A 21,636-nucleotide genomic window follows, 5' to 3' on the forward strand; every position below is an offset into this window, starting at 1 on the left:
GTCAGTGGATTCCTTCGGCGAGCGGCCCGAGCGCGAGGGCGGGCAGGAAGGTGAGCGCGACCAGGATCACCGTCACCCCGACCACCAGGCCGACGAACTGCGGCCGGTGGGTGGGCAAGGTACCGACCGAGGCGGGCGTGTGGCCCTGCGCGGCCAGCGAACCGGCCAGCGCGAGCACGACGATGATCGGGACGAACCGGCCGAGCAGCATGGCCAGCCCGAGCGCGGTGTTGAACCAGGTGGTGTTGCCGGACAGCCCGGCGAAGGCGGAACCGTTGTTGTTGGCGGCGGAGGTGAAGGCGTACAGCACTTCCGACAAGCCGTGCGGTCCGCTGTTGAGCATGCTGTCGCGCGGCCCGGGCAGGGCCGTCGAGACCGACGTCCCGACCAGCACGATCAGCGGGCTCACCAGGAAATACGTGGCGGCGAGCTTGATTTCGCGCGGCGTGATCTTCTTGCCGAGGTATTCCGGTGTGCGCCCGACCATCAGGCCCGCGACGAACACCGTGACGACGGCCAGGATCAGCATGCCGTAGAGGCCCGAACCCACCCCGCCGGGCGCGACCTCGCCCAGCTGCATGTTCACCATGGTCACCAGGCCACCGAGGCTGGTGTAGGAGTCGTGGAAGGAATTCACCGCACCGGTCGAGGTGAGGGTCGTCGCCCCGGCGAACACGGCCGAATCGGCCACGCCGAAGCGGGTTTCCACCCCTTCCATCGACGCGCCGACCGCGGTGGGAACGGTTCCGTGGTGTTGCGACTGGAACGCGATGAGCAACGAAACACTCACCAGCGCGATGGTTCCCATCACCGCGACGATCGCGTAGCCCTGCTTCGTGCTGCCGACCATGCGCCCGAAGGTGCGTGGCAGCGAGAACGCGATCAGCATCAGCGCGAAGATCTCCACGAAGTTCGTCCACGTGGTCGGGTTCTCGAACGGGTGCGCGGCATTGGCGTTGTAGAAACCGCCGCCGTTGGTGCCGAGTTCCTTGATCGCCTCCTGGCTCGCGACGGGACCGCCGGTGATCGTCTGCACACCACCGCCGAGGGTCTGCGCCACCTGGTCGTGCAGGTGGAAGTTCTGGATCACTCCGCCTGCCACCAGCACGACCGCGACGACGAACGCGAGCGGCAGCAGGATGCGCAGGGTGCCGCGCACCAGGTCGACCCAGAAATTGCCGAGCTCACCGGTGCGGTGGCGGGCGAAACCACGCACCAGCGCGATGGCGACCGCCATGCCGACCGCCGCCGACACGAAGTTCTGCACAGTGAGCCCGGCCATCTGCACCAGGTGGCCCTGGGTCGATTCGCCGGAGTAGTTCTGCCAGTTTGTGTTGGTGACGAAACTGACCGCGGTGTTCCACGCCAGCGCCGGGGTCATCTCGGTGCCCGGATCGTTCAGATGCAGCGGCAGTGCGCCCTGGACCAGTTGGAAGAAGAACAAGCCGAGCACGCCGACGGCCGAGAAGGCCAGCACACTGCGGGCGTACACCGGCCAGGTCTGCTCCACGTCGGGGTGCGCGCCGATCGCGCGGTAGATCAACCGCTCGGCACGGGAATGCCGCTCGCCGCTGTACACCCGGTACATGTAGTCACCGAGCGGCACGTGCGCCAGTGCCAGCGCGAGCACAAGGGCCGCGAGGAAGACGATCCCCGCTGTTGTCGTGGTCACTAGAACCTCTCGGGGAAGAGCAGGGCCGCCACCATGAACACGGCGACACCCGCGGCGAGCACCAGACCGACCAGATTCGCGATCACAGCTTCTCCAGCCCGCGCTGGATCAGGCCCAGCAGGGCGAAGACCGCCACGGTGAGCACCGTGAACACCACCACAGACATGTCCGACCTCCTCGCGCCCCACCGTGGGGCGCCGAGCCGAGTCAAGGCCTTCGGATGGGTGGCGCGGGCATTCCTTACGGATCCTTAGCGCGCTCCGGCGCCGCCTTTGCGGGTTGTTGACGGTGCCCCGGGCGATGATGAACCGGTGAAACGCGGTCGACTACGCATCTACCTGGGTGCCGCACCCGGCGTCGGCAAGACCTACGCCATGCTCGGTGAGGCACACCGGCGGCTCGAGCGTGGCCGCGATGTGGTGGCGGGCGTGGTGGAGACCCACGGGCGAGCGAAGACCGCCCAGCTGCTCGACGGGATCGAGCGCATCCCGCCGAAGGCGGTGCGTTACCGGGGCACCGAACTGCCCGAGCTCGACGTCGACGCGGTGCTCGCCCGCAGGCCCGCCGTGGTGCTCGTCGACGAACTCGCCCACACCAACGCGCCGGGCAGTGCGCACGAGAAACGCTGGCAGGACGTGGAGGCGATTCTGGACGCGGGGATCGACGTGATCTCCACGGTGAACGTGCAGCACCTCGAGAGCCTCAACGATGTGGTCGCCCAGATCACCGGCATCGAACAGCGCGAGACCGTACCCGACGCGGTGGTACGCGGGGCGGACCAGGTCGAACTCGTCGATCTGACGCCGGAAGCGCTGCGACGCAGGCTTTCCCACGGCAACGTCTACGCCGCGGACAAAGTCGACGCGGCCCTGCGGAACTACTTCCGCCCCGGAAACCTCACGGCCCTGCGCGAACTCGCGCTGCTGTGGCTGGCCGACCAGGTCGACGCGGCACTCGCGAAATACCGGGCCGACCACGACATCACCGAGCTGTGGGAAGCGCGCGAACGCGTGGTCGTCGCGGTGACCGGTGGCCCCGAATCGGAGACCGTGGTACGCCGGGCCGGGCGGATCGCCTCGAAATCCAGCGCGGAACTCGTTGTGGTGCATGTGGTCCGGGGCGACGGTCTGGCCGGAGTGTCCACGCAACGGCTGGCGCGGCTGCGCGAACTCGCCGCCGCGCTCGGCGCCTCGCTGCACACCGTCACCGGCGACGACGTGCCGACCGCCCTGCTGGAATTCGCACGCGAGGTCAACGCCACGCAGCTGGTACTCGGCACCTCGCGGCGCTCACGCTGGGCCAGGATTCTCGACGAGGGCATCGGCTCCACCGTGGTGCAACGCTCCGGCAAGATCGACGTGCACATGGTGACCCACGAGGAAGCCAACCGTGGGGTCCGGCGCAATCCGCTGCGCACACGCCAACCGGTTGTCGCCTGGGTGGCCGCCCTGCTCGTGCCCACGCTGGTGAGCGTGCTCTGCTGGGCGGTGCTCGACCGGCATCTGCAACTCGGTGGGCTCAGCGCGATGTTCTTCGTCGGGGTCGTCGCGGTCGCGTTGCTCGGTGGGGTGCTGCCGGCGATCGCCTCGGCCCTGCTGTCGGGACTGTTGCTGAACTGGTTCTTCACCACGCCGCGCTACAGCCTCACCATCGCCGAACCGGACAACTTCGTCACCGTGGTCGTGCTGTTGATCGTCGCGGTGGCGGTGGCGGCGCTCGTCGATCTCGCGGCGAAGCGAACCAGGCAGGCGCGCAAGGCATCCCGCCAGGCCGAGCTGCTCACCCTGTTCGCGGGGGCGGTGCTGCACGGCGCCGATCTGCCGCGTCTGCTCGAACAGGTCCGCGAGGTCTACGGGCAACGCGCGGTGAGCCTGCGCTGCGGTGACGAAGTGATCGCCTCGGTCGGAGCGGACCCGCCGCATCGGATCGCCGACGCGGAGACCGCGATCGAAGCGGGCGACGCGACCAGCCTGCTGCTGCTGGCCGGGCATCCGCTCGATCCGGGGGAGCGGCCGGTGCTCAACGCGGTGGCGAACCAGGCCGTCGGCTTGGTGCGTCAGCAGCGCCTCACCGAAGAGGCGGGGGCGGCGGCCGCGCTGCTCGAAGCCGACCGGTTGCGACGCGCGTTGCTGTCGGCGGTGAGCCACGACCTGCGCACACCGCTGGCCGGGGCCAAGGCGGCGGTATCGAGTCTGCGCAGCGACGACGTGGAGTTCTCACCCGAGGACACCGGCGAGCTGCTCGAGGCCATCGAGGAATCCGTCGACCAGCTCACCGCCCTCGTGGGCAACCTGCTCGATTCGTCGCGCCTGGCGGTCGGGGTGGTCACCCCGCAGACGCGGCAGGTGTATCTGGACGAGGCGGTGCATCGGGCGCTGGTCAGCGTGGGGATGGGCACGAGGGGGCTGCGGCGCGCGGCGATGGACCGGGTGACGGTGGAAGTAGGTGAGATCTCGGTGTCGGCCGACAGCGGATTGCTCGAACGAGTGCTGGCGAATCTGCTGGACAACGCCCTGCGCCACGCCGGACGCGACACGCCCGTGCGCGTGACCGCAGACCGCGTGGGCGACCGGGTCGTCGTCGCGGTCGTCGACACCGGGCCGGGCGTGCCCGCGGGCAGCGAGGAGCACCTGTTCGAACCGTTCCAACGGCTCGGGGACCGCGACAACACCACCGGCGTCGGCCTCGGGCTGTCGGTGGTCCGCGGCTTCGCCGAGGCCATGGGCGGTACCGTCCACGCCGAACCCACGCCCGGCGGCGGACTGACCGTGCTGCTCGACCTGCCTGCCGGTGCGTCTGCTTCGACCACCCCCGCCGCGCGACGAGAAAAGTGAGGACATGAGCAACTCATCGGGGACGGACGCGCCGCAGCCCGGCGAGTCCCGGTCGACGGGGTCCGCCACCCGCGTGCTGGTGGTCGACGACGAACCGCAGATCGTGCGCGCCCTGCGGATCAATCTGTCGGTGCGCGGGTACGAGGTGTTCACCGCGGGCAACGGCGCCGCCGCATTGCGCGTGGCCGCGGAGAAGCAGCCGCACGTGGTCGTCCTCGACCTCGGCCTGCCCGATCTGGACGGGATCGAGGTGCTGGCCGGGCTGCGCGGGTGGACCTCGGCACCGGTGATCGTGCTCTCGGCGCGCACCGATTCGGCCGACAAGGTGGAGGCGCTCGACGCGGGCGCCGACGACTACGTCACCAAGCCGTTCGGGATGGACGAACTGCTGGCACGGCTGCGGGCGGCGGTCCGGCGCGGTGCGGGGGCGGCCGACGAGGCGGAACCGGTGGTCGTCACCGACTCCTTCACCGTCGACCTGGCCGCCAAACAGGTCACCAAGAACGGCGCACCCGTCCACCTGACCCCCACCGAATGGGGAATGCTCGAGATGCTGGTCCGCCACCGCGGGAAACTGGTGGGCCGCAAGGAATTACTGCGCGAGGTATGGGGCCCGGCCTATGCCACCGAAACCCACTACCTGCGGGTCTATCTCGCCCAGCTGCGCCGCAAACTCGAGGACGACCCCGCCCACCCCCGCCACCTGCTCACCGAACCAGGCATGGGCTACCGCTTCCAAGAATGACAGTCGGCTCGTGACTTCGTCGGCACATGGGTAACTCGTCGGGCACGTTCGTCACTCGAGCCCCATTCACGCAGGTCCGGTACGTGACTTTCGCGGCACTTGCCGGTCGGCATGAGTCGCGGGGAGGCGGGCATGCCAGGATCAGGCCTATGGCAGTTGAGCAGAACGCACCCGTGACCACCGCGCCCGTCGAACTGTGGGTCGAGCGCACCGGAACCCGGGCCTACACCGGACGCAGCAACCGTGGCGCCGAAGTACTGATCGCCTCGCAGGGTGTGCCCGGCGCGTTCACCCCCGGTGAGCTGCTGAAGATCGCCCTCGCCGCGTGCACCGGGCTCAGTTCCGACCTGCCGCTCTCGCGTCGCCTCGGCGACGACTTCGACGCGACCATCCGCGTCTCCGGCGACGCCGACCGCGAGAACGAGCTGTACCCGCAGCTCGACGAGGTGTTCGAGCTCGACCTGTCCGAACTCGACGAAGAAGCCCGCGAACGGCTGCTCGTCACCGTGCAGCGCGCCGTCGACAAGGTGTGCACCGTCGGCCGCACCCTCAAGGCGGGCACCAAGGTGACCTTGAACTTCGACATCGACGCCTGACCGGCGAGGAGCCGCTGTGACCGAACCTGTCCGACTGTCCGCGTGGGTCCACGGGTACGTCCAGGGCGTGGGTTTCCGCTGGTGGACCCGCTCGCGTGCACTGGAACTCGGGCTCACCGGGTACGCGCGCAACCACGCCGACGGACGGGTCCACGTGGTGGCCGAGGGACAACGAACCTCGGGCGAGAAGTTGCTGGAACTGCTACGGTCCGGCAAGGCGCCTGGGCGGGTCGACCTGGTTGTGGAAAGCTGGGAGCCCGCGCGCGGTGACATGACCGGATTCGAGGAGCGGTAGAAGTGACTTCGGGGGTTAGGCGGCAGTGAGCACACACAACCCTGGTTCGCCCGACCAGCCGGACGAGCCGGGCGGATCCTCGCCCTGGACGCCGCCCGATCCCGGCGCGGGCTGGACGCCACCCGAGCAACCCGCCCGCGCGACACCGCCCACGTGGCCGCCGCCACCGCAGCAACCTCCGGAACCCCGCCCCGGCCGGATGTCCAGGCAGGAACCAGGCGTCACCCAGCCTCGCCCGCCGACGGTCGCCGAGGCACGGGCGCGCGAGAAGGCACGCAAACAGGCCGAGCAGGCCGAACGGGCCGCCGCCGAAGCCGCGGAAGCCAAGCGCCGCACCAGGAAACGGGTGATGATCGGCGGTGTCGCCGTGGTCGGTGTCGCGGCCCTCGTCGGCGGCGGCTACCTCGCCTACCGGGCGGTCAACGCGCCCGAACAGGTCACCGCCTCCTGCGTGCAGATCGACCAGAACGGCCAGGAGGTCGTCGTTCCGGACGAGCACTGCGGCGACGGCAAGACCAACTTCCGCAGCGACAGCTCCGGTGGCATGGGCAGCCTGATCCTGCTCGGCTGGCCGCAGTACCGCTACCACTACGGCGGCAACGCCACCATCGGCCGGCCGCCGAGCGGAGGGACCTCGGTGAAACCACGCAACGCCGAGATCAAGACCAAGTCCGGCACCACCGTTCAGCGCGGTGGCCTGGGCAGCAAGTCCGGCGGGAGTGGGTCTTAGTGCGACGTGTCGCGAGTACGCCCCGGCCGGGCTGGCAGCAGATCATCGAGAGCCAGGGACTCGTCTACGGCGTGCCCGGCCGCGATGCCAGCGGTCAGCCGCGGCCCTACTGGGACGAATCGGTGCACTACGAGTTCTCGATGGACGAGATCCTCGCGCTGGAAGCCGATGTGGAACTGCTGCAGTCGATGTGCCTGCACGCGGCCGAACACGTGGTGCTCACCGAGCGGTACGCCGATTTCGGTCTGCCCGAATGGAGTTGGGGCCCGATCGCCGAATCCTGGCGGCGCAGCGACCCTTACGTCTACGGCAGGTTCGATCTGCGCTACGACGCACGCCGTCCCGCCAAACTGCTCGAGTACAACGCCGACACCCCCACCTCGCTGCTCGAGGCGGCCATCATCCAATGGCACTGGTTGCAGCAGGTGTATCCCGGTGGCGACCAGTGGAATTCACTGCACGAGAAGCTGGTGGAGCGGTGGGGCGAGCTGCGTGACGTGCTGCCCGGTACCGAACTGCACTTCACCTGGTCGGGCGCCGACGCCACCGGCGAGGACAACGTCACCACCGCCTACATGCAGGAAACCGCCGCCGAAGCGGGCTTCGACACCGTCGCGCTGCCGATCGAGGAGGTCGGCTTCGACACCGACCTCGGCCGCTTCGTCGACCTGGCCGAGGCGCCGATCGAATCGATCTTCAAGCTGTACCCCTGGGAATGGATACTCGACGACGACTTCGGCAAACGTGTCGTCGCGAGCATCCCGCAGACCGCCTGGATCGAACCACTGTGGACCACCCTGCTGAGCAACAAGGCGCTGCTGGCGATCCTGTGGGAGATGTATCCCGGCCACCCGAACCTGTTGCCCGCCTACCTCGACGACCCACACGAGCTCACCGAATACATCCGCAAACCCAAGCTCGGCCGCGAAGGCGCCAACATGACCATCGTCGGTCCCGGCATGGAGACCGCGACCGGTGGGGTGTACGGCGCCGAGGGCTTCGTCTACCAATTGCTCGACCCGCTCCCGGAATTCGACGGCATGCGTCCCGTGCTCGGGGCGTGGGTCGTCGGTGACAACGCCGCCGGGCTCGGTATCCGCGAGACCGCGGGCCTCATCACCGATGACGGCGCCGCGTTCGTCCCGCACCGCATCGTCGACTGACCACAACACTGTTTCGAAAGGACCACGATGACCGCCCTCGCCCTGGAATCGGGTTATTGGAGTGCGCTCGGTGAAGGCGTCGGCGCCATCATCCTGTACTGCCTGATCGGCCTGATCCTGATGCTGATCGGCTTCTTCGCCATCGACCTGACCACCCCCGGCAAGCTGCGCGACCTGGTGATCGCGGGCAAGCCCAACGCGATCATCGTCTCGGCCGCGGGCATGATCAGCATGGCGTTCATCGTCGTGTTCGCGGTGCTGGCCACCGATCCGGGCGCCAAACTGACCCAGGGACTGATCACCGCGGTCGTGTTCGGCCTGGTCGGCATCGTCGCGCAGGTGATCTCGGTGCGCGTGGTCGAGAAGGTCACCGGCATCGACATCGGCCGCACCCTGCACGCCGACACCTACACCCCCGAGGTCCTCGTCGTGGCCGCCGCCCACTTCGCCCTCGGCCTGGTGGTGGCCTTCGCCATCCTCTGACCCGCCTCCCCGGATATTCAGGCCGGACTCAGGTGTGACAAGGCTTGCGTCGGCGGCCAGACGAGGTAGCGGGTCACGGTAGCCCGTGCCCGGTGAGTTACCCATGTCCTTGCGCGCGGCGGTCGTTGCGTCAGTGAGGATTGATGTGCTTCAGCTGCTTTTGCAAGTGCCGTAGGTGGGTGGCGGTGCCCGGCTGGGCTTCCCAGCCGGTGACCACGCGGAACAGCAGGACCGCGCCCCACGGGCCGATCACCCACATCGGCCAGAAGTAGGTGAGTTCACCTGCGGTCAGCGAGATCAGGCCCCAGATGACCAGCACGATGATGCTCACACCGAGCCAGCTGCCCGCTTCGATGCGCTGCCACACGGGGATGCGCGGCGCCTGCTTCGGTGGGGTGGCGGGCTGCTTGTCCGGGAGGGTCGGCAGGTCCGACAGGACGAGGGCGAGGTCGTCGCGGGTGGTGGTCGCGTAGACCTTCGCGACGCGCTGGTCGTACTCGGCCAGATCGAGCCTGCCGTCGGCCAGGTGGGTGCTCAACTGGGCCACGATCGCATTGCGCTCGGCATCGGACGCGCGCGTGCCGGGGGTGATGTCCATACCGACAACCTCTCGTTCACCAAACACAGTGATCTGCTGGTACCAAGCGTCCACCCTCCACTGTGTAATGTCAACCCTTCGTCCACCGACCGGCCGGAGGTTCACGGCGCCACGACGGCGATCGGATAGGCTCACGCGAGCACACGGGCGGCAACACAGCCCGGTGCGATGTTCCAACCGCAGGCCGCGTGTCTTGCCCTCTCGCACCTAGGTCTGGCCAGAACTCCCGGAGAGGCGGGTGGCGTTGCATCTGAAGAGCTTGACGCTGAAAGGGTTCAAGTCTTTCGCGTCCGCAACCACGTTGCGCTTCGAACCCGGTATCACCTGTGTCGTCGGGCCCAACGGGTCGGGCAAGTCCAATGTCGTCGACGCGCTCACCTGGGTGATGGGCGAGCAGGGCGCCAAGGCGCTGCGCGGCGGCAAGATGCAGGACGTCATCTTCGCCGGGACCAGCGGACGTGCACCCCTCGGGCGTGCCGAGGTGACGCTGACGATCGACAACTCCGACGGCGCGCTGCCCATCGACTACGCCGAGGTGTCCATCACCCGCCGCATGTTCCGCGACGGCGCGGGCGAATACGAGATCAACGGCAGCAGCTGCCGCCTGATGGACGTGCAGGAACTGCTGTCGGACTCCGGTATCGGGCGCGAGATGCACGTGATCGTCGGACAGGGTCAGCTCTCGGCGATCCTCGAGTCGCGGCCCGAGGACCGTCGCGCGTTCGTCGAAGAGGCCGCGGGCGTGCTCAAGCACCGCAGGCGCAAGGAGAAGGCGGTCCGCAAGCTCGACGCGATGCAGGCCAATCTCGCCCGCCTCACCGACCTCACCACCGAATTGCGCCGCCAGCTCAAACCGCTCAGCAGGCAGGCCGAGGTGGCGCGGCGCGCCCAGACCGTGCAGGCCGACCTGCGCGACGCCCGGCTGCGCCTGGCCGCCGACGACCTGGTGACCCGGCGCGGCGAACTCGAGTCGCAGCTGAACAAGGAGGCCTACGCGCGCGAGCAGCAGATCAACGTGCAGTCCGAGCTCGACGCCGCCAATGCCGCGCTTGCCCAGCAGGAGTTCCAGTTGTCGCGGCTGAGCCCGAGCGCCGAGGCGGCCGCGCAGACCTGGTTCCAGCTCTCCGCGCTGGCCGAGCGCGTCAACGCGACCATCCGCATCGCCGCCGATCGCGCCCGCAACCTGCACACCGAGGCACCCGTGGGCACCGGCCGCGACCCAGAACAGCTCGAAGCCGAGGCCGACCGGATCGAGGCCGAGGAAGCCGAGCTGCGGTACGCGGTGGAGATGGCCGCCGAAACCCTCGAGGCCGCGCGGGAAGCGCTCGCCGACCGTGAACACGCCGCCAAGGCCGCCGAGCAGGCACATCTGGCCGCTGTGCGGGCCATCGCCGACCGTCGCGAAGGGCTGGCGAGGCTCTCGGGTCAAGTGGAGACACTGCGCACCCGCGCGCAGTCTGTGGACGCCGAAATCGCGCGGCTCTCGGTCGCCATCGCCGATGCCCGGCACCGCGGCGAGGCCGCCCAGGCCGAATACGACACCGTGCAGGACGAACTCGGCGAACTCGACGCGGGGGAGAAGGGGCTCGACGCCCAGCACGAACACGCCGTCGCCGCCTTGGAACTGGCCGACGAACGGGTGCGTGAACTGCGCGAACAGGACCGTGAGGCGAGCAAACTCGTCGCCCGGCTCGGTGCCCGCATCGAGGCGCTCGAGATGAACTTGGCCCGTAAGGACGGCGCCGCCTGGTTGCTCGAACACGGTGTGAGCGGCGTCGGCGACCGGCTGTCGGGCCTGCTGCGCGTGGAAGCGGGATTCGAAGCCGCCCTCGCCGCCTTGCTCGGCCCGCTGGCCGACGCGATCACCGCCGACACCGCCGCGGCCGCCGATGCGGCTGTGCGCGAGCTGCGAGCGGGTGACGGTGGTCGGGTGGCATTCGTCTTCGCTACCGCGAGTTCGGCCTCGTCCGCTGCTGAGAGCGGCTCGTCGGCGGGCGAGACTGTGATGCGCGATCTTGCCGATGCCGGGAGTAGTTCGGTGGGGTCGGGTCGAGGTCGTGCGCTCTCGGCAGACGCTGAGCGTGCGCCGCTGCCCGGAGGGGCCAGGTGGCTCGCTGATGTCGTCGACGGTGCCGCGCAGGTGCGGCCCGCGTTGGCCGCGCTCACCGCAGGTGTTGTAGTCGTCGACGATCTGGCAGCTGCCACGGCGCTGGCCGCTGAGCGACCGGAACTGCGGGTCGTCACCCGTGACGGTGACCTGGCCGGGTCGGGCTGGGTCATCGGTGGTTCCGAGCGGATGCCGAGTCAGCTCGAGATCCAGGCCGACATCGACGCCGCCACCGCCGAATTGGCCGCCGCGCAGCGCCGGGCCGAAGAACTCGAGGCCGCGCTGGCGGGTGCGCTCGCGGAGCAGACCGATCGGAAAGAGGCCGCCGACCACGCGCTGATGGCGCTGCACGAATCCGATCAGGCGCTGCTGGCCATCTACGACCGGCTCGCCCGAGTGGGGCAGACCGCGCGCGCCGCGCAGACCGAGGGCGAACGACTCACCGCCCAGCGCGCCGAGGCCGAAGCGACCAGGGAGAAGTCCCTCGCCTCCCTCGCCGAGCTCGAGGACCGGCTGCGCCACGCCGAAACCGAGCACGACGACAGCGACGACAGCTACGGCACCGCCGGAACCGAGACCGCCGGACGGGCCCGCGAGGAAGCCGCGGCCGCGCTCGCCGAGGCACGGACCATGGAGGTCGAGGCACGGCTGGCGGTGCGCACCGCCGAGGAGCGCGCGGAATCCGTTCGAGGCAAAGCGGATTCGTTGCGTCGCGCCGCACGTGCCGAACGGGAAGCGCGGGCGCGGGCCGAACGGGCGCAGGCCGCGCGCAGGCAGGCGGCCGCCGTCGCGGCGGCGGTGGCCGAGTCCGGTGCCAAGATCGCGAAGGAACTCGAGCAGGTGGTGGCCGCTGCCGCCGCCCGCCGCGACGAATTGGTCCGGCGCCGTGGGGAAGTCGCGTCCGCCGTGGAGCAGGTCAAGGAACGGGCACGCGCCCTCAACACCCAGCTGGCCCAGCTCACCGACGCCGTGCACCGCGACGAAGTGGCCAAAGCCCAAGCGGCGCTGCGCATCGAACAGCTCGAGACCACCATCTCCGAACAGTTCGGCATCGCGCTGGCCGACCTGGTCGCCGAATACGGTCCCGATGTGCCGCTGCCGCCGTCGGCGCTGGAGATGCAGGAATACGAGGACGCCAAGGAGCGCGGCGAGCAGGTCACCGCGCCGCAGCCGATGCCCTACGACCGCGCCACCCAGGAGCGCCGCGCCAAACGCGCAGAGAAGGACCTCGCCACCCTCGGCAAGGTGAATCCCCTTGCGCTGGAAGAGTTCGCGGCCCTCGAAGAACGCTACAACTTCCTGGCCACACAGCTCGAGGACGTCAAGAACGCTCGCAAGGACCTCCTGGATGTGGTCGCCGAGGTCGACGCCCGCATCCTGCAGGTGTTCACCGAGGCCTACGCCGATGTGGAACGCGAGTTCGTCGGGGTGTTCGCCAAACTGTTCCCCGGCGGTGAGGGCCGGCTCGTGCTCACCGACCCGTCCGACATGCTCACCACCGGCATCGAGGTCGAGGCCCGGCCGCCGGGCAAGAAGGTCAAGCGGCTGTCGCTGCTCTCCGGTGGCGAGAAGTCGCTGACCGCCGTGGCGCTGCTGGTCGCCATCTTCCGCGCCCGCCCGTCCCCGTTCTATGTGATGGACGAGGTGGAGGCCGCCCTGGACGACACCAACCTGCGCCGCCTCATCGGCCTGTTCGAACAGCTGCGGGAGAAGAGCCAGCTGATCGTCATCACCCACCAGAAGCCGACCATGGAGATCGCCGACGCCCTCTACGGCGTGAGTATGCGCGGCGACGGCATCACCCAGGTGATCTCGCAGCGGCTCACCCGAGCCGCCGCCCCGGTCGAGGCGTCCGCTCCGGCCTGACGATCACGTCGTCCCGTCCATCTGGGCGGCGATGCGGTCGGCGCCGCCGCGCGCCAGCCAGTCCGGCAGGCTCGTCAGGCCCGGGTGGAGGGCGCGCAGGGCTGCCAGATCGGCGTGCCAGCCACCGGTTTCGCGGATGAGCCGCCAGGTGTTGGCGAGCTGGGGTCCGATCGCCGCGGCCTCGGCTTCGGTGACCTCGCGGTAGTGGATCGGCCGGCCAGTGGCGACCGAGATGGCGGCGGCCGCCTCGATGGGCGTGATCGCCTCGCCGGCCAGCTCCAGTTCACGACCGTGCCAACCGTCCGGGTCCGCGAACGCGAGCGCGGCGAAGGCGGCGATGTCGTCGAGCGCGATCATCTGCAACGGACGGTCGGCCGGGAACAGGTGGCGGTGCTCCCCACCTGCCCCGATGCCGTCCACCGGTGAGCCGTGCATCAGGTAGTTCTCCATGAACCGCACCGGCCGCAACAGGGTGTAGCGCAACCCCGCCGCGCGGATCGCGTCCTCGATCCGGCGCTTGCCCTCCTGCCCCCACGACTCGGCCGGGCCCATGGTGGCGATTCCGGAGAACACGAGCTGGTCGACGTCGGCAGCGCGGGCCGCCTCGATCATCGCGATACCGCGGCGGGCTTCGTCACCCGCAGTCCACCCGCTCGGCCCGTAGTCGGCGGGCGGGACGAGGAATACAGCCCGAGCGCCTTTCGCCGCGACGCGCAGCGAGGCGGGGTCGTCGAAGTCGCCGACGACCAGTTCGGCACCCGCCTCGGCCAGGTCGCGCGCGGCGGGGGAGTGCGGGTCACGCACGAGCGCGCGAACCCGGTGGCCGTCGGCGAGCAGCCTGCGGGCGGTGACGCCACCCTGCTTGCCGGTCGCGCCGGTGATCAGGACGGGAAGTGCTGACGTCATGGCGGAGGAGCTCCGTTTCGTGATCGATCCTGTGTCTACAATCGGGCCGGACGACCCGCATTGCGGACGGTACGGATGCGCCGACCCGGTATGCCACGTCCGAAGTGGGGAAGGCGTAACGAAATGACGGTCCGAGACGGTACGGAACCGGCGGTGCGGGCCGACGCGCGCCGCAACCGGGCACTGATCCTGGCGGCCGCTCAGCGCGCCTTGGCCGAACGCGGCCCCAGCGTCTCGCTGATGGAGGTGGCCCGCCGTGCGGGTGTGGGCGCGGGCACTGTCCACCGCCATTTCCCCACGAAGACCGCGCTGCTGGAAGCGGTCATGCAGGAGCGGGTCGACGGGCTGGCGGCGCTGGCCGCCGAACACCTGACCGATCCGGACCCCGGCGCGGCCTTCTTCGCCCTGTGCACCCATGTGATCGTGACGACGCCGGGCAACAAAGACCTCTGCGACCTGGTGCAATCCGACGACGGCTGGCCTCGCGCGCTGCTGCGCGGCGCGGGCGAGCGTTTCCACCGCGCCCTCGGTGTGCTGCTCGTCGCGGCCCAGCGTCAGGGCGCGGTCCGCGCGGAGGTGACCGTCACCGACGTGCTGGACATCTTCACCGGATGTGTTGCGATCCAACGCCATCGGCAGACCGGCGAACCCGTCGCACCGGCCGTCGCGCTCATCCTCGATGCGCTACGGACGCCGTCCTCGGCCGTAACGGAACTCGCGAAAACCGACCGTGACGAAACGGCGAGAAGTAGCGAAAGCCCGGCGCCGTGCCCCGTCTGCCGAGCACCGGTCCACCGGCCGGCGGTCGGCAGACCGGCTCGCTACTGTTCCCCGGCCTGCCGTCAGAAGGCCCACCGGCTCCGCAGCGCGTCGAACTCCCCGCGGCTGCGCCGCGCGTGAGCGTCTACAGCAGGTCGCTGACGTCGTCGGGGACGTCGACGGCGTATTTGCGCAGGATGTCCATCGAGATGACCTCGAGGGCATTCTCGTGGGTCGCGGCCAGGACCACCGGCGCGGCGACACCGTCCTCGTGGGCGTGCAGCCACCGGACCGCGACCACGCACCAGCGGTCGCCCGGCTGCAGGCCGGGAAAGTTGTTCTCCGGGCGCGGGGTGCTGAGGTCGTTGCCGATGGATGCCTGATGTTCCAGGAATTCCGCCGTCACCACGGTGCACACGGTGTGGCTGCCGAGATCCTCCGGACCGGTGCTGCAGCAGCCGTCCCGGTAGAAGCCCGTGAGAGGATCGGTGCCGCACTCTTCCAGCGGCCCCCCAAGCACGTTTCGATCGGTCACTCCGCCGATCCTATGGGTGAAACGCCAGAAGTTCCGCAGGACAACGAATCTGTAGTGTTTCCGCCGATCGGCGAACACCTCCGAAAAGCACGTCCGACCCGCCGGGACGACGCCGCCGACGTGCCGCGACGAGGCAGCCGAATAGACTCGGCCGAGTGAGTTCGCAAGCGTGGATCCTGATCGCCGCGATCGCCGCCGTGCTGCTGGTGGCGCTCGTCGCGGGTTTCGTCCTGTACAAGCGCCGCCAGATTTCGCTGGCGCCGCCCGAGCCGGACAAGGAGTTGACGGACCGCTCCGGTGGTTACACGGCGTCCGGCGGATTCAGTTTCACCCAGGGCGGGTCGACGGCTACCGCGCCGCGTCCGGAACCCCTGCCGCGCGTCGAGCGCACCGACACCGAGGGGCAACCGCACGTCGGTGACGACGCCGCCGTCCCCCGCGACGCCCCGCGCCGCAATATCACCGATGTGCCGCTGCCCGAGGGCGACGTGTCGGTCGAGGAGCCGGTGGTCGTCCCCGACGACGCCTCCTCGCTCACGACTCCGGTAGCGCCCACCGAACCCGCGCCGGACGCCACACCCACGACGGCCCCGCCCGCCGAGACCGCGCCTACCGACACCGCGCCGACGACCGACGCGCCTACCGAGGTCGCGCCGACCGAGACGCCGAAGACCGCGCCCGCGCCGAAGGTCACCCCGGCCGACACCGCGCCACCTGTCACTCCGGCACCCGAAGCGCCGAGCACCGCCCCGGCCCAGCCCGAGGTCACCACCGAGATCGAGGAGATCGACCCGACCACCGGTCGACTCGTCCGCCTGCGCGGTCGCCTCGCCCGCTCGCAGAACGCCGTCGGCAAGAGCCTGCTCGGCCTGCTCGGCGGTGGCGACCTCGACGAGGACTCCTGGGAGGAGATCGAGGACACCCTCGTCCTCGCCGACATCGGCACCGCGAGCACCGCCGCCATCGTCACCCGGCTGCGCGAGGAGATGGCCGCGCGCAGCGTGCGCACCCCCGAACAGGCCCGCGCCGCCCTGCGCGACGTGCTCATCGAGGCGCTGCGCCCCGAGCTCGATCGGTCCATCCACGCGCTGCCGCACGGCGACAAACCGGCCATCCTGCTGGTCGTCGGCGTGAACGGCACCGGCAAGACCACCACAACCGGCAAGCTCGCCCGCGTGCTCGTCGCCGACGGCCGCCGGGTCCTGCTCGGCGCCGCCGACACCTTCCGCGCCGCCGCCGCCGACCAGCTGCAGACCTGGGGCGAACGGGTGGGGGCCGAAACCGTGCGCGGCAAGGAGGCCGCCGACCCCGCCGCCGTCGCCTTCGACGCGGTGACCGCGGGCATCGACCGCGGTGTCGACGCGGTCCTCATCGACACCGCGGGTCGCCTGCACACCAAGACCGGCCTGATGGACGAACTGGGCAAGGTCAAGCGCGTGGTGGAGAAGAAGGCCGAGGTCGACGAGGTGTTGCTGGTCCTCGACGCCACCGTCGGCCAGAACGGCCTGATGCAGGCGCGCGTCTTCGCCGACGTCGTCGACATCACCGGTGTGGTGCTCACCAAACTCGACGGCACCGCCAAGGGCGGCATCGTGTTCCAGGTACAGCACGAACTCGGTGTTCCGGTGAAGCTCGTCGGCCTGGGCGAGGGCGCCGACCATCTGGCCCCGTTCGAACCGAGCGCCTTCGTCGACGCCCTGCTCGGCGGCACTTCCTAGCACTACGACACTGCCCGCCCGGCCACCGCGAATCGGGCGGGCAGTGCTGTGTCCAGGGCACGTGCGCACCGGCGACCCGCCGCGCGAACGGGCGGCAAACCGCACCTGCGTCCCGACCTCACGGTGAGCTGCCAAGCTGTGGCGAAACTCGCGAAACCTGGTGGCAACACAAGTGGCCGATCCGTTCACGCAGGTGAAACACCACAGCTCAACGGATGAAACACCAAGTCGCGACCCTTCTGTACAGGTCCTTTTTGCCGTCATCGGCGAGGCCCGAGATGAGGAGGAAGACAAGGTGGCATTTCCACTGATCGGTACACCGGACACCGGTGATACCGCTTGGATGCTGGCGTCGGCAGCGCTCGTGCTGTTGATGACGCCGGGTTTGGCGTTCTTCTACGGCGGTATGGTCCGCGGCAAGAACGTGCTGAACATGATCATGATGAGCGTCTCGGCCATGGGACTGGTCACCGTCCTGTGGTGTCTATACGGGTTCTCCATGGCGTTCGGCGAGGACAAGGGCAACCTGATCGGCGACCCGCTCCAGTACTTCGGTCTGAAGAGCATCTTCGGTGGCACCGCCGCCGATTCCCCGGGCATCCCGCTGTTCACCGCGACCCCGGAGGACCCGACGGCCCCGATCACCTCGGGTATCCCGCTCACGGTCTTCGTGGCCTTCCAGCTCATGTTCGCGATCATCACGGTCGCCCTCATCTCGGGTGCGGTCGCCGACCGCCTGAAGTTCGGTTCGTGGCTCGTATTTGCCGGAATCTGGGCCACCGTCGTCTACTTCCCTGTCGCGCACTGGGTGTTCGCCTTCGACGGCTACACCGCCGAGGCCGGCGGCTGGATCGCCAACAACCTCAAGGCCATCGACTTCGCCGGTGGCACCGCGGTCCACATCAACGCCGGCGCCGCCGGTCTGGTGCTGTGCCTCGTCCTGGGCAAGCGCAAGGGCTGGCCCAAGACCCCGTTCCGTCCGCACAACCTGCCGTTCGTGATGCTCGGCGCCGGTCTGCTGTGGTTCGGCTGGTACGGCTTCAACGCCGGTTCGGCCCTCGGCGCCAACGGCATCGCCGGTGCCACCTTCCTCACCACGACCATCGCCACCGCCGCGGCGATGATGGCCTGGCTGCTCGTGGAGAAGATCCGCGACGGTCACCCCACCTCCCTCGGCGCCGCCTCGGGCATCGTCGCGGGTCTGGTCGCCATCACCCCGGCCTGTTCCTCGGTGAACGTGATCGGCGCCCTTGCCATCGGTGTGGTCGCCGGTGCGCTGTGTGCCCTGGCCGTCGGCCTGAAGTTCCGCTTCGGTTTCGACGACTCGCTCGACGTGGTCGGCGTCCACCTCGTCGGTGGTCTGGTCGGCACCTTGATGGTCGGTCTGGTCGCTACCAGCGAAGCTCCGGCGGGCGTCACCGGCTTGTTCTACGGTGGTGGAGTCGAGCAGTTGAAGCTGCAGGCTGTCGGTGCCTTCGTGGTTCTGGCCTACTCGCTGGTCGCCACGGCAATCATCGCCTACGCGATCAAGTTCACCATCGGCCTGCGCGCCAGTGAAGAGGCCGAGGCCGCGGGTCTCGATGAGTCCGAGCACGCGGAAACCGCTTACGATTTCGCTGCTGTGGGTGGCACGGCACGCTCGCTCGTCAAGGAGGCATGACGAACATGAAACTGGTTACGGCAATCGTCAAACCGTTCACGCTCGAAGACGTCAAGACCGGGCTGGAACAGGCAGGCGTGCTCGGCATGACCGTCAGCGAGGTCCAGGGTTACGGCAGGCAGAAGGGCCACACCGAGGTCTACCGCGGTGCGGAGTACTCCGTCGACTTCGTGCCGAAGGTGCGCGTCGAGGTCGTCGTCGACGACGCGTCGGTGGAGAAGGTCGTCGAGGTGATCGTCGAGGCCTCGCGCACCGGCAAGATCGGTGACGGCAAGGTGTGGGTGACCCCGGTGGACACGATCATCCGGGTCCGCACCGGCGAACGCGGTACCGACGCACTGTAATTCGCCGCAGTCGCACGGCGAACGATCGAGCGGCCCCGCTCCTACCGGATTCGGTCGGGGCGGGGCCGCCCGCATGAATGGGTGGTGGGGCAGTGGAACAGCGCAAGGGTGGAACACAGAACAACGCGGCGGCCGACCTGGTGAAGGCCAGAGCGGCGCTGCTCGAGGGAGCGGGCACCCGCAATCCGCGGCTCGACCCACAGGCTCTGCGGGCCGCGCTGGTCGACCTGTTCGACCTGTGGCTCACCAGTAAGGGCAACGAACTCGGCATCACCCCCGACAGCGGGCTGGCTCTGGTGGCCGTGGGCGGCCTCGGCAGGCGCGAGATGCTGCCCTACTCCGATCTCGATCTGGTGCTGTTGCACGACGGGGTCGACCAGTCCGTGGTGGCCGAGGTGGCCGACCAGCTCTGGTATCCCCTGTGGGACGCCCACATCAAACTCGACCACAGCGTGCGCACGGTGCCGCAGGCGCTTCGGGTGGCCGCCGACGACACCATCGCCGCGCTCGGCCTGCTCGAGGCCCGCCACATCGTCGGCGACGAGGATCTGAGCAACCTGCTCATCGGTGGGGTGCGCCGGGAATGGCGCACCGGCATCCGTTCCCGCTTCGACGACCTCATCGCCCAGGCGAACGCCCGCTGGCAGCGCAGCGGCGAGATCGCCCACCGCGCCGAACCCGATCTGAAGAACGGTCGCGGCGGGCTGCGCGACATCCAGCTGCTCGATGCTCTCGCCATCGCCCAATTGACAGACGCCGTACCGGGTTTGGGGCCCGAGGTGCCCGGCGGCGGCCTGAAACAGGCGCACCGCCGCCTGCTCGACGTGCGCACCGAGCTGCACCGCGTGGCCGGTCGCGCCCGCGACCAGTTACGCGCACAGGACGCCGATGAGATCGGCGCCGCCCTGCGCATCGGCGACCGGTTCGACCTGGCCCGCACCCTCACCGATTCGGCACGCACGGTGAGCTATTCGACGGACGTGGGACTGCGCACCGCCGCGAACGCGCTGCCACGGCGCGGACTGGCCCGGCTGCGCCGCCTCCCGGTGCGGCGCCCGCTCGACGAGGACGTGGTCGAGCACGCCGGTGAGGTGGTCCTCGCCCGCGACGCCCGCCCGCAACGCGACCCCGGCCTGATCCTGCGCGTCGCCGCCGCCTCGGCCCAGACCGGGCTGCCGATGTCGGCGACCACCCTCAACCGGCTCTCCGAAGATGCCCCCGAACTGCGCGAACCCTGGCCCAAGGATGCACTCGACGACCTGCTCGTACTGCTCGGCGCGGGTCGAGGCGCGATCGACGCGGTGGAGGCCCTGGACCGAACAGGCCTGTGGGGCAGGCTCTTTCCCGAATGGGGTGCGGTCCGCGACCTACCCCCGCGCGACGCGCTGCACACCTGGACCGTCGACCGCCACCTCATGGAAACCGTCGCCTACGCCACCGGTCTCAGCACCCGCGTCGCCCGTCCCGATCTGCTGATCCTCGGCGCCCTGCTGCACGACATCGGCAAGGGACGCACCGGCGACCACAGCGTGGTCGGGGCCGAACTGGCCACCCACATCGGGCGCAGGCTCGGCCTGTGGCCCTCGGACGTGCGAACCCTCAGCGCCATCGTGCGCCACCACCTGCTGCTGCCCGACACCGCCACTCGGCGCGACCTCGACGACCCGGCCACCGTCGGCCACGTGGTCGACGCGCTCGGCGGCGACGTGGGTCTGCTCGAATTGCTGCACGCTCTGGCCGAAGCCGACTCGATGGCGACCGGTCCCGGTGTGTGGGGCGACTGGAAGGCCTCGCTGATCGGCGAACTGGTGCGCCGGTGCCGGCTGGTGATGGCGGGAGAGCCGCTGCCGCAACCGGAACCGATCGACCCCGACCTGGTCGCCAAGGCGGAAGCCGGCGGTGTGCATGTGACGCTGAGCGCGGGGGAGGGCAAACACACCCACGTAGTCACCGTCATCGCGCCCGACGAGCCGGGTCTGCTCGCCGACGCGGCGGGCGTGCTGGCGCTGCATTCGCTCCGGGTGCTGTCGGCCTCGCTCGGCGGAGTGGGCGAATCGGCGATCAACACCTTCGTCGTCACCCCCAAGTTCGGCGACCCACCCGACGCGGGTCTGCTCCGCCAGGAACTGATCCGGGCCATCAGCGGTGCGCTGGATCTGCAAGCGGCGCTGGCGAAACGCGAGACCGAGACCGTCGGCCGCTACGCGCGTGCCCAGCCACGCCTGATCTGGCAGTCCGCACCCGCACCGGGACAGGTGATCCTGGAATTGCGCGCCGAGGACCGGGTCGGGTTGCTCAGCAGGCTCGCGGGCGCGTTCGCCGCGGCGGGCGCGAATGTGCGCTGGGCCAAGGTGGTCACGATGGGCACGGCCGTGGTCGACGCGTTCTGCCTCGAACTCGGCGACGCCGACAGCCCCGCCCTGCGCGAACGGATCGAAAAGGCCGTTCTGGACGTGGTTCCCCGCCCGGCACCCCCGCCGCAGCCCACCGACATCGGTTCGGACGCCTGAAACGTTAGGACACGGTTTACTCACCGATTGCTATCGGGTTGCTACGTATTGGTTACTCGCTGCCCGATAAGTCGAAACACGACCTATAGCATTCGAAAGGTCCGGCTGTCACTCG

At 69.4% G+C, this 21,636-nt stretch carries 18 protein-coding genes; 13 read left to right on the plus strand and 5 right to left on the minus strand.

Going from position 1 to position 21,636, the window contains the following annotated elements:
• Position 1: 1 nt before the first annotated feature.
• Positions 2-1,672: a potassium-transporting ATPase subunit KdpA gene (kdpA, locus tag ACWEVR_RS13270; protein WP_452467138.1), complete on the minus strand. Its 1,671-nt coding sequence runs from the start codon at positions 1,670-1,672 to the stop codon at positions 2-4.
• Positions 1,673-1,754: 82 nt separating this feature from the next.
• Complete coding sequence (locus ACWEVR_RS13275) at positions 1,755-1,883, minus strand: hypothetical protein (RefSeq protein WP_281201968.1); 129 nt, start codon at positions 1,881-1,883, stop codon at positions 1,755-1,757.
• Positions 1,884-1,983: 100 nt separating this feature from the next.
• Between ACWEVR_RS13275 and ACWEVR_RS13280 the strand changes: the two genes are divergently transcribed.
• From ACWEVR_RS13280 to ACWEVR_RS13310, 7 genes are all read left to right on the plus strand, one after another.
• On the plus strand, positions 1,984-4,506 hold the full coding sequence (locus ACWEVR_RS13280) for an ATP-binding protein (RefSeq protein ID WP_452467139.1): 2,523 nt from the start codon (positions 1,984-1,986) through the stop codon (positions 4,504-4,506).
• 4 nt (positions 4,507-4,510) lie between these two features.
• Entirely contained in the window at positions 4,511-5,251 is a 741-nt protein-coding gene (locus tag ACWEVR_RS13285; protein WP_452467140.1) for a response regulator, read from the plus strand.
• 149 nt (positions 5,252-5,400) lie between these two features.
• Complete coding sequence (locus ACWEVR_RS13290; protein WP_067636773.1) at positions 5,401-5,847, plus strand: OsmC family protein; 447 nt, start codon at positions 5,401-5,403, stop codon at positions 5,845-5,847.
• A 16-nt stretch (positions 5,848-5,863) separates the two neighbouring features.
• Positions 5,864-6,142, plus strand: a complete 279-nt coding sequence (locus ACWEVR_RS13295; RefSeq protein WP_067493403.1) for an acylphosphatase — start codon at positions 5,864-5,866, stop codon at positions 6,140-6,142.
• Positions 6,143-6,167: 25 nt separating this feature from the next.
• Complete coding sequence (locus tag ACWEVR_RS13300) at positions 6,168-6,872, plus strand: hypothetical protein (RefSeq protein WP_452467141.1); 705 nt, start codon at positions 6,168-6,170, stop codon at positions 6,870-6,872.
• The gene (locus ACWEVR_RS13305; RefSeq protein WP_452467142.1) at positions 6,872-8,035 is read left to right on the plus strand and encodes a glutathionylspermidine synthase family protein; all 1,164 of its coding nucleotides are present in this window, start codon (positions 6,872-6,874) and stop codon (positions 8,033-8,035) included. Before ACWEVR_RS13300 ends, ACWEVR_RS13305 begins: the two co-directional genes overlap by 1 nt.
• Before the next feature lie 27 nt (positions 8,036-8,062).
• Complete coding sequence (locus ACWEVR_RS13310) at positions 8,063-8,518, plus strand: DUF350 domain-containing protein (RefSeq protein ID WP_067636770.1); 456 nt, start codon at positions 8,063-8,065, stop codon at positions 8,516-8,518.
• A 130-nt stretch (positions 8,519-8,648) separates the two neighbouring features.
• Here the strand turns inward: ACWEVR_RS13310 and ACWEVR_RS13315 are convergent, their stop codons facing one another.
• Positions 8,649-9,116 carry a DUF1707 SHOCT-like domain-containing protein gene (locus tag ACWEVR_RS13315; protein WP_452467143.1) on the minus strand — a complete coding sequence of 156 codons (468 nt, stop codon included), beginning with the start codon at positions 9,114-9,116 and terminating at the stop codon, positions 8,649-8,651.
• Between the two features lie 244 nt (positions 9,117-9,360).
• Here ACWEVR_RS13315 and smc point away from each other — a divergent pair, with 244 nt between their 5' ends.
• Positions 9,361-13,089, plus strand: a complete 3,729-nt coding sequence (gene smc, locus ACWEVR_RS13320; RefSeq protein ID WP_452467378.1) for a chromosome segregation protein SMC — start codon at positions 9,361-9,363, stop codon at positions 13,087-13,089.
• Between the two features lie 3 nt (positions 13,090-13,092).
• Here smc and ACWEVR_RS13325 read toward each other — a convergent pair whose 3' ends face one another.
• The gene (locus tag ACWEVR_RS13325) at positions 13,093-13,995 is read right to left on the minus strand and encodes an NmrA/HSCARG family protein (RefSeq protein ID WP_452467144.1); all 903 of its coding nucleotides are present in this window, start codon (positions 13,993-13,995) and stop codon (positions 13,093-13,095) included.
• Positions 13,996-14,118: 123 nt separating this feature from the next.
• Here ACWEVR_RS13325 and ACWEVR_RS13330 point away from each other — a divergent pair, with 123 nt between their 5' ends.
• Positions 14,119-14,895, plus strand: a complete 777-nt coding sequence (locus ACWEVR_RS13330) for a TetR/AcrR family transcriptional regulator (RefSeq protein ID WP_452467145.1) — start codon at positions 14,119-14,121, stop codon at positions 14,893-14,895.
• Positions 14,896-14,899: 4 nt separating this feature from the next.
• Here ACWEVR_RS13330 and ACWEVR_RS13335 read toward each other — a convergent pair whose 3' ends face one another.
• On the minus strand, positions 14,900-15,289 hold the full coding sequence (locus ACWEVR_RS13335) for a DUF2237 family protein (protein ID WP_019048221.1): 390 nt from the start codon (positions 15,287-15,289) through the stop codon (positions 14,900-14,902).
• A 155-nt stretch (positions 15,290-15,444) separates the two neighbouring features.
• On the opposite strand from ACWEVR_RS13335, the gene ftsY reads away from it, so the two are divergent.
• The 4 genes from ftsY (at position 15,445) to ACWEVR_RS13355 (ending at position 21,521) form a co-directional block, all read left to right on the plus strand.
• Positions 15,445-17,007: a signal recognition particle-docking protein FtsY gene (gene ftsY / locus ACWEVR_RS13340; RefSeq protein ID WP_452467146.1), complete on the plus strand. Its 1,563-nt coding sequence runs from the start codon at positions 15,445-15,447 to the stop codon at positions 17,005-17,007.
• Positions 17,008-17,302: 295 nt separating this feature from the next.
• A complete protein-coding gene (locus ACWEVR_RS13345; protein ID WP_452467147.1) occupies positions 17,303-18,667 on the plus strand; it encodes an ammonium transporter in 1,365 nt (454 codons plus the stop codon).
• A 5-nt stretch (positions 18,668-18,672) separates the two neighbouring features.
• A complete protein-coding gene (locus tag ACWEVR_RS13350; RefSeq protein WP_067493492.1) occupies positions 18,673-19,011 on the plus strand; it encodes a P-II family nitrogen regulator in 339 nt (112 codons plus the stop codon).
• A gap of 77 nt (positions 19,012-19,088) precedes the next feature.
• On the plus strand, positions 19,089-21,521 hold the full coding sequence (locus ACWEVR_RS13355; protein WP_452467148.1) for a [protein-PII] uridylyltransferase: 2,433 nt from the start codon (positions 19,089-19,091) through the stop codon (positions 21,519-21,521).
• The last annotated feature ends 115 nt before the right edge of the window (positions 21,522-21,636 follow it).

This window comes from Nocardia sp. NPDC003979 (genome assembly GCF_053605015.1).